The sequence below is a fragment of the Mesorhizobium neociceri genome, assembly GCF_013520985.1.
Classification (GTDB): Bacteria; Pseudomonadota; Alphaproteobacteria; order Rhizobiales; family Rhizobiaceae; genus Mesorhizobium; species Mesorhizobium neociceri.
Genome location: NZ_JACDTY010000003.1, coordinates 30662 through 46098 on the forward strand (window position 1 = coordinate 30662; position 15437 = coordinate 46098).

Annotated in this window: 19 protein-coding genes; 12 read left to right on the top strand and 7 right to left on the bottom strand. The window is 61.7% G+C overall.

The genetic code is table 11. The features are described 5' to 3' along the window. Positions 1–11 precede the first annotated feature (11 nt). Together H0241_RS08050 and H0241_RS08055 are read left to right on the top strand one after the other, a co-directional pair. The gene (locus H0241_RS08050; protein WP_181056909.1) at positions 12–1148 is read left to right on the top strand and encodes a HigA family addiction module antitoxin; all 1137 of its coding nucleotides are present in this window, start codon (positions 12–14) and stop codon (positions 1146–1148) included. A 13-nt stretch (positions 1149–1161) separates the two neighbouring features. Then, on the top strand, positions 1162–1638 hold the full coding sequence (locus H0241_RS08055; RefSeq protein ID WP_181056910.1) for a hypothetical protein: 477 nt from the start codon (positions 1162–1164) through the stop codon (positions 1636–1638). Here the strand turns inward: H0241_RS08055 and H0241_RS08060 are convergent. The 3 genes from H0241_RS08060 to H0241_RS08070 form a co-directional block, all read right to left on the bottom strand. Continuing rightward, positions 1635–1811: an RNA-binding protein gene (locus H0241_RS08060; protein WP_235984173.1), complete on the bottom strand. Its 177-nt coding sequence runs from the start codon at positions 1809–1811 to the stop codon at positions 1635–1637. The genes H0241_RS08055 and H0241_RS08060 overlap by 4 nt on opposite strands. 54 nt (positions 1812–1865) lie before the next feature. Next, the gene (locus H0241_RS08065) at positions 1866–2348 is read right to left on the bottom strand and encodes a cytochrome C (protein WP_181056912.1); all 483 of its coding nucleotides are present in this window, start codon (positions 2346–2348) and stop codon (positions 1866–1868) included. A gap of 233 nt (positions 2349–2581) precedes the next feature. Next, the gene (locus tag H0241_RS08070; RefSeq protein WP_181056913.1) at positions 2582–3247 is read right to left on the bottom strand and encodes an ArsR/SmtB family transcription factor; all 666 of its coding nucleotides are present in this window, start codon (positions 3245–3247) and stop codon (positions 2582–2584) included. A gap of 121 nt (positions 3248–3368) precedes the next feature. Here H0241_RS08070 and H0241_RS08075 point away from each other — a divergent pair, with 121 nt between their 5' ends. Together H0241_RS08075 and H0241_RS08080 are read left to right on the top strand one after the other, a co-directional pair. Then, entirely contained in the window at positions 3369–4100 is a 732-nt protein-coding gene (locus H0241_RS08075) for an MBL fold metallo-hydrolase (RefSeq protein ID WP_181056914.1), read from the top strand. Beyond that, positions 4097–5368: an MFS transporter gene (locus H0241_RS08080; protein WP_181056915.1), complete on the top strand. Its 1272-nt coding sequence runs from the start codon at positions 4097–4099 to the stop codon at positions 5366–5368. Before H0241_RS08075 ends, H0241_RS08080 begins: the two co-directional genes overlap by 4 nt. A 71-nt stretch (positions 5369–5439) precedes the next feature. Here H0241_RS08080 and H0241_RS08085 read toward each other — a convergent pair whose 3' ends face one another. Beyond that, entirely contained in the window at positions 5440–6960 is a 1521-nt protein-coding gene (locus H0241_RS08085; RefSeq protein WP_181056916.1) for a winged helix-turn-helix domain-containing tetratricopeptide repeat protein, read from the bottom strand. A gap of 141 nt (positions 6961–7101) precedes the next feature. Between H0241_RS08085 and H0241_RS08090 the strand changes: the two genes are divergently transcribed. Continuing rightward, a complete protein-coding gene (locus H0241_RS08090; RefSeq protein WP_181056917.1) occupies positions 7102–7308 on the top strand; it encodes a hypothetical protein in 207 nt (68 codons plus the stop codon). A gap of 22 nt (positions 7309–7330) precedes the next feature. Here H0241_RS08090 and H0241_RS08095 read toward each other — a convergent pair whose 3' ends face one another. After that, positions 7331–8515 carry an amino acid aminotransferase gene (locus tag H0241_RS08095; RefSeq protein ID WP_181056918.1) on the bottom strand — a complete coding sequence of 395 codons (1185 nt, stop codon included), beginning with the start codon at positions 8513–8515 and terminating at the stop codon, positions 7331–7333. A gap of 175 nt (positions 8516–8690) precedes the next feature. Between H0241_RS08095 and phnX the strand changes: the two genes are divergently transcribed. Further along, on the top strand, positions 8691–9503 hold the full coding sequence (gene phnX, locus H0241_RS08100) for a phosphonoacetaldehyde hydrolase (RefSeq protein ID WP_181056919.1): 813 nt from the start codon (positions 8691–8693) through the stop codon (positions 9501–9503). Positions 9504–9615: 112 nt separating this feature from the next. On the opposite strand, the gene H0241_RS08105 is transcribed toward phnX, so the two are convergent. Then, a complete protein-coding gene (locus H0241_RS08105; protein ID WP_181056920.1) occupies positions 9616–10053 on the bottom strand; it encodes a DUF3592 domain-containing protein in 438 nt (145 codons plus the stop codon). A gap of 128 nt (positions 10054–10181) precedes the next feature. Beyond that, the gene (locus H0241_RS08110; RefSeq protein WP_407941730.1) at positions 10182–10700 is read right to left on the bottom strand and encodes an anthrone oxygenase family protein; all 519 of its coding nucleotides are present in this window, start codon (positions 10698–10700) and stop codon (positions 10182–10184) included. A 62-nt stretch (positions 10701–10762) separates the two neighbouring features. Here H0241_RS08110 and H0241_RS08115 point away from each other — a divergent pair, with 62 nt between their 5' ends. The 6 genes from H0241_RS08115 (at position 10763) to H0241_RS08140 (ending at position 15416) form a co-directional block, all read left to right on the top strand. Then, positions 10763–11368 (top strand): TetR/AcrR family transcriptional regulator, encoded by a 606-nt coding sequence (locus H0241_RS08115; RefSeq protein ID WP_328824640.1) that lies wholly within the window; start codon positions 10763–10765, stop codon positions 11366–11368. A gap of 76 nt (positions 11369–11444) precedes the next feature. Further along, positions 11445–11978, top strand: a complete 534-nt coding sequence (locus tag H0241_RS08120) for a sigma-70 family RNA polymerase sigma factor (RefSeq protein ID WP_407941734.1) — start codon at positions 11445–11447, stop codon at positions 11976–11978. Then, positions 11975–12751, top strand: coding sequence for an anti-sigma factor family protein (locus H0241_RS08125; RefSeq protein ID WP_181056923.1), 777 nt, complete (start codon positions 11975–11977; stop codon positions 12749–12751). Before H0241_RS08120 ends, H0241_RS08125 begins: the two co-directional genes overlap by 4 nt. Before the next feature lie 23 nt (positions 12752–12774). Beyond that, positions 12775–13491, top strand: coding sequence for a Bax inhibitor-1/YccA family protein (locus H0241_RS08130; RefSeq protein ID WP_181056924.1), 717 nt, complete (start codon positions 12775–12777; stop codon positions 13489–13491). Positions 13492–13668: 177 nt separating this feature from the next. Beyond that, positions 13669–14541: an aldose 1-epimerase family protein gene (locus H0241_RS08135; protein ID WP_181056925.1), complete on the top strand. Its 873-nt coding sequence runs from the start codon at positions 13669–13671 to the stop codon at positions 14539–14541. A gap of 98 nt (positions 14542–14639) precedes the next feature. Beyond that, positions 14640–15416: a DUF2066 domain-containing protein gene (locus H0241_RS08140; protein ID WP_210284816.1), complete on the top strand. Its 777-nt coding sequence runs from the start codon at positions 14640–14642 to the stop codon at positions 15414–15416. The last annotated feature ends 21 nt before the right edge of the window (positions 15417–15437 follow it).

Genomic DNA, 15437 nt, shown 5'->3' on the forward strand with positions numbered 1-15437 from the left:
AGGGACCAAGCATGGAATACAAGACACCGGGCCAATTGATTGAAGCGCTCTTGAATGAAAGGGGTTGGTCGCAACGTTCGCTTGCCGTCATTTTGGACAAGGGCGAAACGACCATCAACAAACTGATTTCCGGTCAAAGCCGCGTCAGCGCGGAAATGGCCCTCGGATTAGAAGAGGTTTTTGGAGTCAAAGCTGAACGCTTCCTCGAACTTCAGCACCAGTACGATCTTGCGAAAGCCAGGATTGAAGCCCGCCCCGATCCAGGCCGAGCAAACCGCGCCAAAATATACGGGGATCTCCCCGTCGCAAAAATGATTGAGCGCGGCTGGATTCAGGCTGAAGGCATCCGCGATACCGAAAATGTTGAGCGAGAGCTACGCCGATTTTTCGGGGTAAACCGCTTGGAGGACGCCGAGATTATGCCGCACGCCGCGCGGAAAACTCAAACCAGTATTGAGGCAACGCCAGCACAAATGGCTTGGCTCTACAGGGTAAAGTCCATTGCAGAGGGAATGCTGGTCGGGTCGTACTCGCCAAAAGCTGTCGAAATCGCCATCGCGAACATAAAGCCCCTTTTGGGCCATCCTGAGCATATGCGGCGCGTTCCACGCATCCTCGCTGAAGCCGGCATTAGGTTTGTAGTGGTTGAAGGGCTGCCCGGTGGCAAAATTGACGGTGTATGCCTTTGGCTCAACGAGCGATCTCCCGTTGTAGGAATGACCCTGAGATTTGACCGCATCGACAACTTTATTTTCGTCCTTCGGCACGAATTGGAACACGTCAAAAATCGTGATGGCCAGAACGGTGCAGCAATGTTGGACGTTGACCTTGGGGGTGATGTCCATGTGGAGTTGGAAATAACGGTAGCTCAGCAAGAGGCGATTGCGAATGCAGCAGCTGCCGAGTTCTGTATCCCATCAAAAATGATGGACGCTTTCATAAAGCGAAAGGCGCCTTACTTTTCTGAGCGCGACCTCATTGGCTTTGCTCGAACAATGAAAGTCCACCCCGGTATTGTCGCCGGTCAGCTTCAACGAAGAACGGAGCAATACCATAAATTCCGCCAGCATCTGGTGAGTGTTCGTGAGTACATTATCCCAACAGCCGAAACGGATGGTTGGGGCGATATCCATCCAATCGAACCATAGGAACCAATCAACGATGGCCGGCCCAAAGACACTTCAAAAATTGATTGCTCTCTACCGGGTAAAGACCGGGGAGACGGAAATGGACCCTGCTAAGATTGCGGATTTTGCATTAGCAAATGGGGTAGCTCTTCCCACTCCTGCGGACCCGAAGAAATTGCTTGTGCAACAAATCAGCCAAGCAGCCCGGGAAGAAATGCGCGTTGATAGGACGACAGGACGTCCATATCGCGCCTACCACTCGCTGCCGGTTCCACAAGGTGGAGAGACTTTATTCTTCTGGATTGATATCGAGGACGCCTCGCGGGCTCAAATGGTTCGCTCCACCAATCGTCGCCGCGAGCATGTGGTTGGCGAGTTGGTACAGCTTAGCTTTGATCTCGATCATTGGGCCGCTTCCAACCCTAAGGAAGAGCCGATCGAAGCAGAACTTGATTTCAGTCTGGACGTTGAATGGAGGAAGGCTTCTGACGAAGAGGATGGGGCGGCTTAATCGCCCTTTTTCCAGCGAGCTTGCGCGGCAACAGTCGCAATTTCTGACCTTTGTTCTGGCGTCAGTGTTTTAGCGCGAGCCTTGCCACCTTTGAGCCCGCCCTTGCGGGCACTGGCGAGCGGCTTCTTGTCCTCAGTCTCGCCTGTCGCCAGATCGACGATCGACTTCGCCAATTGGTTTGGGTCGCGCGGGCGCTTAGGGGCTTTAGGTCCAGTGGGCATAGGTCGTTACTTCTTCGGCGTCTGAGGTGGCGCTAGGGTGACGTAAGGTGTCTTCGGCTCCTTGCCAATGGTCCGATAACGCGGCGCCGCATCGCCGGGCGCGCCGAGCGATGTGATGTAGAGAAACAACGAACGTGAGTCGCTTTCGTTCATGGCTTGGACCTGGTACCAGGGCATTGGCGGCATTGTGAACCTGTTCTTCAGGTAGTCTACCCATTTGTCCACCGTATACACTCTTGCCGATTCCCTTAGATTTGATGCATAGGTCGTGCCCCAGGGACCCCGCCAGCCCACGGAAGAGCCCTTCAACGCTTTCTCCGGATCGATTTTCCCATCGGCTTCACGGTATCCTTCCGTATGGCAGAAATGGCAGCCGCCGATGATCGAAATATACAAACCGCGTTCGACGGAAACCTCATCGGCCGCCAGTAGTTGGCTGGATGGCACGATGCACAGAGCGACGGCGGCACAAAGATCGATTGTTCGCATATTCGCTGCCTCCCCCTGACTGATTGCCGCCATCATACGCTAATGATCAGCTACATTCGACGGGCATCGTCAAGGCGGGCAGATTTCAAACTGACCCACTACCGGATGTCGACAAGCAGTGCACCTTGCTGCATTTCCTGATAGGCTGCAGCCGGCGAGCGGCGCGGTGTCAGCATGGCGCGAGCTTCACTGAGTATTTCATCAACTGTCATTTGCAGCCCCCAAGGCGATCGCTACATCGTCACCTCAACAGGCAGTCCCGCTGCTTTCCATTCCGGCAGTCCGTCTTCCAAACGCCGAGCCTGGAAGCCGCATTTGCGAAGCGCCGCAACAGCTTCAAATGACATCACGCACCAAGGTCCGCGGCAGTAAGCAACAATTTCGCGATCCGGGTCGATTTCCGCGAGACGCGCTTGAAGATCGGTGAGCGGCACATTGATCGCGCCCGGCACGTGACCGAGCGCGAACTCGTCCGGTGGGCGGACGTCAATCACGGTAACTAGCCCGTCGCGCATCCGAGCTGCCAGCCCCTCTCGGGTTACAGGCTCCATGCTGTCGCGAGATTCGAAATAGCCCTGCACGATACGGTCGACCTCGGCGAGGTGGCGCTCCGCGACGGAGCGGATCGACGCGAACAGCGACAGCACGGTGTCGTCGGCGAGCCGATAGTTCACGAATTTTCCCTCGCGTTCGGCCTGGACCAGTCCAGCTCTGCGCAGGGTCTGCAGGTGCTGAGAGACATTGGCGATCGGAAGCCCGACCTTGGTAGCCAGCAGGTCAACGCTGCGTTCACCCTGCGCCAGATGTTCGATCAGCTCCAGCCGCTGAGGGTTGCCGAGCGCCTTCGCTACAATCGCGAACTGCTCATAGAGTGCCTGTTTCGGTTTGCGGATTGACATCAGCTTCGAGTCAACGTTAGATCATTCAATATAGTTTTTGAATGACACGCATCGACCGCCCTGTCAAGGTTCGGCGCATTTCGCTGGGCCGTTGATGGCGGCCCATGAAGGACACATCCCCATGATCCTGCGCCAGTTTCTTCATTCCGACCCCGTGGCCGTATCCTACCTCTTTGGCTGCGGCGGTAAGGCATCCGCTGCGGTCGTTGATCCCGTTGGCGACGTTCAGCCCTATCTCGATGCGGCCAAGGCGACCGGCATGCGCATCCTCTACGTGATCGATACGCATATCCATGCAGATCATGTCTCGGCCGGCCGCGCCCTCGCGCAAGCCGCCGGTGCGGAATATGTGCTGCATGAGAGCGCCGCCGCCGATTTCGACTTCCACCGGGTCAAGGACGGCGAGGTGCTTGAACTTGGCAATGTCACCGCGCAGATCATGCACACGCCCGGCCATACGCCCGAGCACATTGCATTGCTGGTCACCGACCGTACACGCACCGTCGAACCCTGGTTCGTGCTGACGGGCCATACGCTGATGGTCGGCGATCTTGGCCGCACCGAGCTTGCCTCAAGCGCAGAAGAGGGCGCGCGCTCCCTGTTTGCCAGCGCCCAGCGCCTCAAGGACCTGCCCGACCATGTCGAGGTATTGCCCGGCGCCTTTTCCGGGTCGGTATGTGGCCGTTCGCTCAGCGGCAAGCCGACATCGACCATTGGTTTTGAGAAGCGATTCAACAAAGCTTTTCGCATCGCTGATGAGACCGAATTCGTCGCGGCCATGGTGGCCGATATTCCTCCGCCACCGCCGGAGGCGGCGCGCACCCGCGCGCTGAATGCCGGAGCCGCACAGTGAGTGAAGCCGGCGTTTCGCCGCGTGTTGTCCTCGGGCTCAAAGCCAACTGGCAGCAGTTTTCGCTCCTGGTCCTGATCAACGCCTTTGTCGGCGGCATGGTGGGCATCGAGCGCACCGTCGTACCGCTGATCGGCTCGGAAGAGTTCGGGATCGCTTCGACGACGCTGGTCGTCTCCTTCATCGTCAGCTTTGGCGTGGTGAAGGCGTTCGCCAATCTCATCTCTGGGCAACTCGCCGATACATGGGGCCGCAAGCGCGTGCTCATTCTCGGCTGGCTGTTCGGGCTGCCGGTGCCGTTCATCATCATCTGGGCGCCGAGTTGGGGCTGGATCATCGCCGCCAACGCCCTGCTTGGCATCAGCCAGGGTTTTGCCTGGTCGATGACGGTGATCATGAAGGTCGACCTCGTCGGCCCCAAGGGGCGGGGCATGGCGGTCGGCCTCAACGAGTTCGCCGGCTATTTCGCCGTCGGCGTGACGGCCTTTCTCACCGGGTATCTCGCTGGGCAATACGGCCTACGTCCGGTGCCGATCTATCTCGGCGTGGCATATGCCCTGCTTGGCACCATCCTCTCGCTTGTGCTGGTGCGCGACACGCGGGCCCATGTTCGGGCGGAGATGGCCGGCCACGTCAAGCAAGTCTCGCCGATTTCCTTCCGCGAGGTGTTCGTCCTCACCACCTTCCGTGACCGCAATTTGTTCGCCGCCTGTCAGGCTGGGCTGGTCAACAATCTTAATGACGGCATGAGCTGGGGCATATTCCCTCTGTTCTTCGCCGCCAACGGTCTGGGCGTTGAGCGCATCGGCATCCTGAAGGCCGTCTATCCGGCGGTGTGGGGACTGCTGCAGGTCGCCACAGGCCCCTTGAGTGATCGCTGGGGGCGCAAAGGCCTGATCGCAGCGGGCATGTGGGTGCAAGCGACCGCGCTGTTCTTGACCGCTTTCACGAGTGACTTTCGCTGGTGGCTGTTGGCGAGCGTTCTGCTCGGGCTCGGCACGGCCATGGTTTATCCAAGCCTGATCTCGGCGGTGTCGGACGCTTCGCATCCCTCGTGGCGCGCCCGGTCGCTGAGCGTCTACCGCTTCTGGCGCGATCTTGGCTACGCAATCGGCGCGCTCTCGGCCGGCCTCATAGCCGATTTCTTCGGCCTGGCCTCGGCGATCGCTGCGATTGCGGGTCTGACCTTCGCTTCGGGCGTGATCGTCGCCGCGCTGATGAAAGAGCGGCCCGCCGGCGCGCCGCTCGTCAACGGTTTTCATCCTCAATGACGCGCCGTGCCTAGCCACGGCTACGGCCGTCACTGAAACGTTGCCGGTGGTACTCTAGCGATGCGACGCATCTACACGGCCCGCTCCGGGAGGCCAGCCTTGCGGAGATTCTTGCGAAAATGCTCAAGGTTCGCGGCATCACCATAGGGCGCTAGCTTCGGATCGGTCCATTTTTCCAGCGTGGCGCCGGCATCGAGTTCGAGAGCGCGCTTCACCGATTTCTGAGCCTGCTGCTGGTACCCGGCGGCAGCGAAGCTGGCGGCCTGATAGATGCGCATGATGGCGCTATCCAGCGAGCGCAGGCTGGCGAAGGTGGCGATGGCCTTGTCGTATTGGCGGGCATCGAAATAGATCTGGCCCAGTTGGGAAGTGTACCATTCATAGTGAAACGGATTGAGGCGCATGGCCTTTCGCGCGTACTCGATGCCCTCTTCGGCCCTGCCCGCGTAGCTTAGGCAAAGAGCGTAGTCGGTCGTCACGTCGGCGTCGTTGGGATTGCATTCGAGGGCTTTCCGGAAGGCCTCAAGTGCCACGCCATGATTCAATGTATACAAGTGATAGTTAGCGAAAGCCCAATAGGACCAGGAATCGCCGTCGTCGCAGGCAATCGCCTCCACTGCCCATTGGCGGGCCAGTTCCATCGAAACATCATGGTCGTCGGCCCAGCCGCAACAGGCGTCGACCGTGTGACTCATCGCCATTTTACTATAGGCCTTGGCAAGTCGCGGATCACATTCGATTGCCCTGGTCAGATGTTCCCTGGCAAGGCTCTCTCCTTCCTTGGTCAAACGACAGGCATCAATGGCGCGTTGGAGATGGTCCAGGGCGACGAAACTCTCGAGTCCGGCGGACTTGCTTCGGTCACGCCAGGCCTTGCCGAGCCTGCCGCCATAGCCGGACGCAAGCGTGCCGATGATCGTCCCGGTGATTTCGTCCTGGACCGAGAAGATATCCGTCAGTTGCCGGTCATAGGTCTCGGTCCAAAGCTGCCGGCTCTCGGCGCCGTCGACAAGTTGGACCGAGACGCGGATGCGATCCCCAGCTTTCTGAACACTTCCCTCCAGAATGTAGCGAACCGAAAGTTCACGCGCAGCCTCAGCCGATGTCACCGGCCGGTTCCGGTAGGCCAGGGTGGAAAACCTGTCGATGACGAACAACTCGTGAAAGCGCCCGAGGCTGGCGACGATGTTGAGCGCCAATCCTTCGCAGAAAATATCCTGCGCCGCATCGCCGCTCATGTTGTCGAAGGGAAGAACGGCGATGGACGGTCTCGGCGGCACCGGAGCTTCTGCGGAGGCCCCGAAGGGCCTCGGGCCACCATATTTATAGCCGCGGCCATGCACGGTTACGATCATTTCGGCGGGCAGCAGTTTTCGCAGCGCCGAAATGTGGACCTGCAACGTGTTCTCCTCCACCACCACGCCGGGCCAGACCGCATCGAAGAGTTCGGTCTTGCCGATCACGTCGTCCGGCCGTTCCAGCAACACGGAGAGAATGTCGAACGATCGCGCCGAAAGCTCCACCGGCCCTTGCGGCCCCAGCAGCAGCCGTTCGGCGCGTTTCAAACGATACTTCCCAAACTCCAAATCCATTGGCCAAGAACCCACCCCTCGCGGGCAGGATAATCCAAGATCACCTTGAAGGCGAACTTCAGGGCTGTTCAGGACTCTTCAGGCCCGGGCCAAGGACCTGAACGGCAACCGGTGTCACCCTCACCGTCACAGGAGGACACCATGACTGACGTGCACATCCTCATCCGCCGCCTTAACCCGTTGCGGTTCAGCTTTGCGTGGCCGGAAATCGGCGCATCGCTTGCCGCCATATTCAGTTTGGTGGCCGAAGCGCTGACAATGGCCTACGCGGCCCCCTACACCAGTCGCCGTCGCCAGCCGCAGGTCATTCCGGATGATGATCTCGAGGGGCGGGACCCCAACTGGTGAGCTCCACCTTTCCTGGGATTGCTCAGTCGAGCACCGACACAACAGCCTTGGCGAGGTCATCCATGCCGTCGTCGGGCAGGCCGGCAACATTGATGCGGCTGTCGCCGACCATGTAGACGCCGTATTCGGCCCGCAGCCGTTCGACCTGCGCTTCGGTGAGGCCAAGCCTGGAAAACATGCCGCGATGGCTGGCGATGAAATCGAAGCGGTCGGAATTGGATTGCCGGCGCAGCGCATCGGCGAACTGGACGCGCAGCCTGAGCATGCGCAGCCGCATCTCCTCGAGCTCCGCCTCCCAGTCGGCGCGAAGGCCATCGTCTTCCAGCACCATGCGCACTGCGGCGGCACCATGGTCCGGCGGCATCGAATACATGGCGCGCGCCGCCGCCAGCATCTGGCTCATCGCCACATCGGCTTGCGCGCTGTCCTTGGCCAGGATCATCGCCGCGCCGACGCGGTCACGATAGACGGCAAAGTTTTTCGAGCAACTCGAGGCAACGACCATTTCGGGAACCTTCGCCGCCAGCAGGCGCAAGCCGACAGCATCGGCATCGAGGCCTTCGCCAAAGCCCTGATAGGCAATGTCGACAAAGGGCAACAGCCCGCGCTCGACGACGAGATCGGTGATCCTGGCCCATTGCGCGGCATCGAGATTGGCGCCGGTCGGGTTGTGGCAGCAGCCATGCAGCAGCACGATGTCGCCGGCCTCGGCCGTACCCAGCGCCGCCATCATGTCGTCGAAGCGCACAGCGCCGGAAACGGCATCGAAATAGGGATAGTCGCGCACCTTAAGGCCAGCGCCGCGCATCACTGGTGGATGGTTCGGCCATGTCGGGTCCGACAGCCAGACGGTCGTGTCGGGGCGGGTCCGCTTCAGCAGTTCCGCCACCAGCCGGAGTGCGCCGGAACCGCCGGGCGCTTGCGCCGCGCGGATACGCGTCATGTCTGCCGCCGGGCCGAAGGCCAGCTTGACCATCGCCGTGTTGAAGGCAGTATCGCCGGGAAGGCCGAGATAGGTCTTGGTGTCCTGGCCCTGCAGCAGCCGCTTCTCGGCCTCGCGCAGAGCGCGCATGACTGGCGTCCTACCGTCGCGATCCTTGTAGACGCCGACACCGAGGTCGATTTTGCCGGGGCGCGGATCGGCACGGTAGAGGCCGATCAAGGCAATGATCTTGTCAGCCGGGGCAGGTTGCAGGGTCTCGAACATCAATACGGCTCCAATGGCGGCGGAGTGATACGCAAAGCGGCCGCGTTTCGCCAGTGCTTTCATTGCACCAGCCCGCGCCCTCTGTCTCCCCCTGGCCTACAGGTGGCTTGCCTACACGCTCCTGTCACATCGGCGTAGTCTGAATAGGCATCACAGACGCCAGAAAGATCGCCTGATGACCACCCAGCATCTGCTTCGCGCCGTCGTTTTCGACTGGGCCGGCACCGTCGTCGATCATGGCTCGCTGGCGCCGATGGGCGCCTTCGTCGAAGCTTTCCAGGAATTCGGGGTCGCCATCAGCATCGAGGAGGCGCGTGGGCCGATGGGCATGGCCAAGCGCCAGCACATTGCCGCGCTGATGGCGCTGCCGAGGATCTCGACCGCCTGGGCCAGGCAGCATGGGCACGCCCCGACCGAGGCCGACATCGACACCGTCTATGACGTCTTCGTGCCGAAGAACCGGGCGGTGGCGGCTCGCTTTTCCGATGTCATTCCCGGCGTGGCCGACGTGGTCGCAACGCTGCGCGCGCACGGCCTCAAGATCGGCTCGACCACCGGCTACACACGCGACATCATGGCCGAGATCCTGCCTGGGGCGGCAGCGCACGGTTTTGCGCCGGATTGCCTGGTCTGCACCGGTGATACGCCGGACGGCAGGCCGACGCCGTTCATGCTGTGGAAGGCGCTGACCGAACTCGGCGTCTATCCGCCATGGCTCAGCGTCAAGGTCGACGACACCGAGGTCGGCATTGCAGAAGGCATCAATGCCGGCGCCTGGACGGTCGGCGTGTCGGTCACCGGCAATGTCTTCGGCCACACTCTGGCGGAAACCCAGGCAATGGCGCCCGAACTGTTCCGCACCAAGCGCGCCGAGGCGGCGGCCAAGCTCAGCGCCGCTGGTGCGCACTATGTCGTCAACGGGGTGGCCGATCTGCTGCCGGTGATTGCGGTAATCGAGGGCAGGCTTCGACGCGGCGAACGACCTTAGGACACCGCCGAGCGATCAATGCGTCGCCAGCTGCTTGATGCGAATGCCTTTTCCCGCGGCTCCGCCTCGATGCTGTGCGACGGGCGCGGTGCGCCCTCCGACAGCAAGGCGACTATGGCCTTGAATTCGTGATGACCCGCCGCATAAGCACCCGTCCAAGCACGATGAGCACAATGCCGGTCAGCAGGAAGAAACCACCGAGCATGCCGGCCAACCCGGCAAGGAACCAGCGGCCGGCGAAGCTGTCGACGGAGGCATTCTGCGGATTGGTTGGATCGTAGGCGACAGGGACGCTGTCGCCATCGCCCCAGAACGAGCTGTGGACGGCATTGTTGAAGCGGATGACGGTGCCGTCTGCTGTCGAGAATTCGATGCGGGGATTGTATTCGGCGGCGACAATCCTGCCCGTCGCCAAAGCGGTGCGGGGGCCGTACATCTCGACGATGGCCAGCACGCCGGAAACGATCAGTCCGACAATGCCAAGGATTATGAACACCCGGCCGACGATCGGCAGCGCCGCGGCACCCGTCACCCGATCCCCACCGACCATCTTTTGCTCCTCTGCAAAGACGGGAAGGCTAAACCACCAGCATAGTGCAAACATCTGCCGCGCGGGAGATGGGCGTTGAGAGGCAGATTTCGCTCTTATTGCAGCAGTCAATCGGGCCTGAACGCTTCCTAGGGCTGTAATCTTGCCAGGCCATAGCCGGCAAGAGCCAAGGCTATGCCCGAGGTCAGGGTCCGAACCTGATTCCAGAATTGCCATCGGCCCGAATAGTCTTGCCAGACCTGTCGCGCCGTCGTGATATCGTCAGGAACGGCAGTTGCGGCCAGGGCCTCGTTCATAGGGACGTTCACCGATAAGGTCAGGATAAGGCCAAAGCCCAGATAGACGGCTCCTGCTGCAGCGAACCAGAAGGCAGGCACCTTGTGGCCGCCGTAGCGCGCGGCCGCAGCGGTGAGACCCAGAACCACCGGCGTCAGGAAGAATGCGGGAAAGAAAACCGCATTGCGAACCGAGGCATTCATCGCTTGCATGGCCTTGATTGCCACGCGGGGATCGGCCTGGTCGAGCCCCCACATTGTCGAGCAGACCCAGGCGTAGAAAAATCCGAAAATTGCGCCGGCAAGGATGATCGAAATGACCGATAGTCCCACCACCATTCTACGCATCGCGGCCTCCGTCAAACCGTACACGTATGTACACCTTTACATAGGCGTACATATGTGTACGCTTCCGGTCAAGAGGTTTTCGGAGAGTGGAATTGCGCGAAGAGACCAAAGCGGAGCGTCAGGCTGAGATCGAGAAGGCGGCCTACAAGCTCCTCAACGAAAGAGGCTATGGCGGGGCTTCGATGCTCAGCATCGCCAAACAGGCGAGGGCATCCAACGAAACGCTCTATCGCTGGTATGGCGACAAGACAGGCCTGTTCAAGGCGATGGTCGAAAGCAATGCAAGGGCGACCAAAGTGGCACTGGAGCAGGCAATCAGGGACGAGGCGGAGCCTTTGACGAGCCTCGAAAATGTCGCCCCGACCTTGCTGTCGATGTTGCTTGGCGAGCGAGCGATTTCTCTGAATCGCGCGGCTGCCGCCGACGAGAGCGGCGAACTGGGCGCCGCGATCGCCGGTGCAGGCCGCGACACCGTGTTTCCGCTGATCGAGGCCTTGATCCAGCGCGGGCTGGAGGGCAGGGCGCTGGCTGCGCCCTCCACCCGTATCGCGGCCGAATGGTTCCTGGCCCTGCTGATCAGCGACCTGCAGGTCCGGCGGGTCAATCGCACGCTGCCCGCTCCTTCAGACAAGGATGTCGACGCAAGGGTGGCCGCAGCGATCGGAGCGTTCAGAAAGCTGTGTGCCGCCTGAGGGCATAGGCGTCCGAGCCCGCAGAAAGTTTTGGCGTGCGAGGGATTAAAATCCCCACATGCTCCGTAAACAGGGCATGAAACGGTCGATGCCACGCTTCGATATAGTTGGACAGCTGGGTTCGTTGCGGCGCTACGCCCGCTCGCTGACGCGCGACAGCACTGACGCCGAGGATCTGGTGCATGATGCGCTGGTGCGCGCCTATGAGCGGCGCGGCACATTCCGTTCCGGCGGCAATCTGCGGGCATGGCTGCTGTCGATCGTCCACAACGCTTTTATCGACAAGATGCGCTCGCGCCGTTCGGAAGCGGCGCGCGTCGAACAGGCCGGCTATCTCACTGATGCCAGCACGCCGGCGCCACAGGAACATTCCGTGCGCCTGGCGCAGGTGCGCGACGGCTTTTTCAGCCTGCCGGAAGAACAGCGCTCGGCGCTGCATCTGGTCGCCATCGAGGGCCTCTCCTATCAGGAGGCCGCCGACGCCAGCGGGGTACCGCTGGGCACGCTGATGTCGCGCATCGGCAGGGCGCGCGCGGCACTGCGCTCGATGGAGAGCGCTGCGCCTTCGCCGGCCAAGAACCATCTGAGGATCGTGGGAGACCCGTCATGACCGATCTGTTGCGGGACCCGGTGACCGATACCGATCTCGACGCCTATGTCGACGACCAACTGGATGTCGCGCGCCGCATCGAGGTCGAAGCGTTTCTGTCGGCGCGTCCGGAAGCAGCGGCGCGGGTGATGTCCGACTTGAGGACGCGCGACGAACTGCGCCTGGCGTTGGCTGCTTCCACAGGAATGGCGCGGCCGGCGACGACGGAAGTCGCGCGCCGGCTGGGCAGGGGACTGGTCAGTCGCCGCGCCTTCGCCGTGCTGCAGCGGGCGGCCGCGGTCGCCGTCTTTGTTGCCGCCGGCTGGCTGGCGAACGGCATGTTCGGGCCGCTGCTGGTGACCAAGGTGGTGGCTTCGCCGCCGCCGCCCGCCTATGTCGAAGAAGCGATCCGGGCGCACAGGACGACGCTTATGCGCGAGGCGATGCCCTCGCAGCTCGAGGCACCGAACTACAATGCCGACGAAATCCGCGCCGCGACAGCCATCGTCATGCCGTCGCTGCCCAAAGACTGGACGATCCGCGACGTGCAGATCTATCCGTCGCGGTTCGGGCCGAGTGTCGAGGTGGCGCTGGAGACGAAGGATATGGGACTGGTCTCGCTGTTTGCGATCCGGCCCGGAACCTTCGACGTGGTCAAGCCTGCCATCGCACCTTCGGGCGATATTTCCTCGGCCTATTTCCAGATCGGCGAGGTCGCTTACGCGGTCGTTGCGCGCAGCGACGTCCACGATCTCGATCGTGCCGCTGAGACGCTCGCCAAAACGCTTTATTGAGACCTCACATAAGGAGAACCCGCATGAACACCCCTGACTTGGGATACCGAATCGGCACCGGCGCTCGCGCCGGCGCCGTCTATGACGAGGGCCTGCGCAGCCACATGCTGCGCGTCTACAACTATATGGGTGTCGGCCTCGTCGTCACCGGCGTCATCGCCTTCGTGGTCGCCTCGACGCCGGCTCTCTACGTGCCGATCTTTTCCAGCCCGTTGAAATGGGTGGTGATGCTGGCGCCGCTCGCTTTCGTGCTGTTGTTCTCGTTCAAGATGCAGACGATGTCGGCGGCGAGCGCCCAGACGATGTTCTGGGCCTTCTGTGCGGTGATGGGCCTGTCGCTGGCTTCGGTGTTCCTGGTCTTCACCGGCACCAGCATCGCGCGCACCTTCTTCATCGCCGCCACCATGTTCGGCGCGACCAGCCTTTACGGCTACACGACCAAGCGTGACCTGACCCAGTTCTCGTCCTTCCTGATCATGGGCCTGATCGGCGTGGTGATCGCCAGCGTCGTCAACATCTTCCTCGGCTCGACCGCGCTGCAATTCGCCATCTCGGTGATCGGCATCGCCGTGTTTGTCGGCCTGACCGCCTGGGACACGCAGACGATCAAGGAACAGTATGCCGAGAATTTCGACGCGGAATCGCAGCAGAAGCTCGCCGTCTTCGGCGCGCTGTCGCTCTACCTGAACTTCGTCAACATCTTCCAGCTGCTGCTGAATTTCACCGGCGAACGCGAATAGTTGAACCGTAGCAGGCAACACTCTCGATCTCGCAGTGGCCGGAGCAAACCTCCGGCCACTGTTGTTTTTGCCATGGGGTCATTCTCGCGGCTCTGTTAGGAGCGCGCTGTCTTGCCGCCCTTGAGTCCACGCCGGCCTTTGCTAACCTGCTGCTCGCACGCAGTTTCGCGAGGACGCATGGAACAAGTGACGCTTCACGGCGACGGCATTTCGGCGACCATTGTCGGGCAGGGGGCTGAACTCATCTCCTTGCGCAACGCCGAAGGGCTGGAGATTCTGTGGCAAGCCGGGCCGGAATGGCGGCGGCATTCGCCGGTGCTGTTTCCGATCGTCGGCCGGCTGAAGGGCGACCAACTGCGCCATCGCGGCCAGGTCTATCCTTTGACCCAGCACGGATTTGCCCGCGACAAGCCGTTTGTGTGGGCTGAAACGGGTTCGCGATCCTGCACACTGGTGTTGACCGACGACGCCGACACCCGCGCGCGCTATCCCTTCGCGTTTCGCCTGGCCATCACCTACACGCTGGAGTACCGGCAGCTCGGTGTGAGCTTCGCCATCACCAACACCGGCGATGAGACGCTGCCGGCCTCGATCGGGGCGCATCCAGCATTCAATTGGCCGTTGCTGCAAGGCCTCGCCAAGACCGACTACCGCTTGACCTTTGTCGCTGACGAGCCGGCGCCGATCCGTCGGCTGAAGGACGGCTTGGTGCTGGCTGCGCCGCAGCCGACGCCCGTCGAAGGCAGAACGCTGGCGCTCTCCGAAGGATTGTTCGACGCAGACGCTGTGATCCTCGACCGGCCGGCCAGCACCAGCGTGCGTTATGCCGCCGCGCACGGTCCGGCGATCGAGATGTCGTGGCAGGGTTTCAAGGAATTGGGCGTCTGGTCGAAACCCGGTGGCGCGCCGTTCCTGTGCATCGAACCCTGGCACGGCCTTGCCAGCCCCGTCGATTTCGACGGCGAGTTCGCCGACAAGCCGGGCGTGATGCTGATCGCACCCGGTGAAAAGCGTGTGCTGAGCTATCAGGTAAAGCTGGCATCCACCTGACTGGTGCCGGGCCTCCAGCCGCTTGAAATTCCTGAAATGACCGGGAATATGGATCCGACGGATGTTCCGGTCGGGAGGGTCGGCGGATGCCTGGATGCTTGAAATTCGGGTTTGTGGCAGCTGTGTTGGCTGCGCTGATTGCCTTTCCCGTCGCTGCCGCTGATATCGACCGGGCCAGCCTCTACCGCGCGCAATCGGTGACCAATGGCACTGGCGAGGAGAACCGGGCCTGGGGCCTGGCGCCGTGCCTTGAAGAGGTGCTGGTCAAGGTTTCCGGCGACCCGCGGCTGATCGGCGATCCGCGCGTGGCAGAAATGAGCCGGCACGCAGCCGACTATGTCACGGATGTCAGCTACCGCGATCTGCTCAACAACCGCCCGCCGCATGACGAGCAGGGCACGCACGACCGGCCGCAATACCTCACCGCTGATTTCGATCCAGACAGGATCGATGCCTTGCTGGCGTCGCTCGGGCGCAAACCGTGGCCGGTGCCGCGGCCCGCTATCGTAGCACTGCTCGACATAAAGCCGATGAAGGGTGACAGCTTCACGCTGGTGCGCGATGGCGGCGGCGAGCTTGTGGCGGATATGCGTGGCGCGTTAGCGGACGCCGCGCATCGGACCGGTTTGCCGCTGGAGCTCCCCAAACCGCAGGATGTCGCGCTTGCCGACGTGGCCGACACCCTGGGCGGCGATGCTTCGCTTTCCGGCACTTTAGCATGGCGCCAGGAAGCGCTGGGTTGGGTCGGCGACTGGCGGCTCGGCTTCAAGGGTAGGGAGTATCGCTGGCAGGTGCGTGGCGTCAGTTTCGACGATGCGTTCCGCAATGCCACGCGGGGAACGTTGCAGATCCTGTCGGGCAACGGGCAGCCCTAAGCCGGCTATGCGGCATCCACC

Excerpts from the sequence above, each read along its gene's own strand:
- H0241_RS08055 (WP_181056910.1), top strand. The coding sequence starts at position 1,162 with ATGGCCGGCCCAAAGACACTTCAAAAATTGATTGCTCTCTACCGGGTA.
- H0241_RS08050 (WP_181056909.1), top strand. The coding sequence starts at position 12 with ATGGAATACAAGACACCGGGCCAATTGATTGAAGCGCTCTTGAATGAA.
- H0241_RS08120 (WP_407941734.1), top strand. The coding sequence starts at position 11,445 with ATGAAACGGTCGATGCCACGCTTCGATATAGTTGGACAGCTGGGTTCG.
- H0241_RS08125 (WP_181056923.1), top strand. The coding sequence starts at position 11,975 with ATGACCGATCTGTTGCGGGACCCGGTGACCGATACCGATCTCGACGCC.
- H0241_RS08085 (WP_181056916.1), bottom strand. The coding sequence starts at position 6,960 with ATGGATTTGGAGTTTGGGAAGTATCGTTTGAAACGCGCCGAACGGCTG.
- H0241_RS08070 (WP_181056913.1), bottom strand. The coding sequence starts at position 3,247 with ATGTCAATCCGCAAACCGAAACAGGCACTCTATGAGCAGTTCGCGATT.
- H0241_RS08135 (WP_181056925.1), top strand. The coding sequence starts at position 13,669 with ATGGAACAAGTGACGCTTCACGGCGACGGCATTTCGGCGACCATTGTC.
- H0241_RS08065 (WP_181056912.1), bottom strand. The coding sequence starts at position 2,348 with ATGCGAACAATCGATCTTTGTGCCGCCGTCGCTCTGTGCATCGTGCCA.
- H0241_RS08130 (WP_181056924.1), top strand. The coding sequence starts at position 12,775 with ATGAACACCCCTGACTTGGGATACCGAATCGGCACCGGCGCTCGCGCC.
- H0241_RS08075 (WP_181056914.1), top strand. The coding sequence starts at position 3,369 with ATGATCCTGCGCCAGTTTCTTCATTCCGACCCCGTGGCCGTATCCTAC.
- phnX (WP_181056919.1), top strand. The coding sequence starts at position 8,691 with ATGACCACCCAGCATCTGCTTCGCGCCGTCGTTTTCGACTGGGCCGGC.
- H0241_RS08095 (WP_181056918.1), bottom strand. The coding sequence starts at position 8,515 with ATGTTCGAGACCCTGCAACCTGCCCCGGCTGACAAGATCATTGCCTTG.
- H0241_RS08105 (WP_181056920.1), bottom strand. The coding sequence starts at position 10,053 with ATGGTCGGTGGGGATCGGGTGACGGGTGCCGCGGCGCTGCCGATCGTC.
- H0241_RS08090 (WP_181056917.1), top strand. The coding sequence starts at position 7,102 with ATGACTGACGTGCACATCCTCATCCGCCGCCTTAACCCGTTGCGGTTC.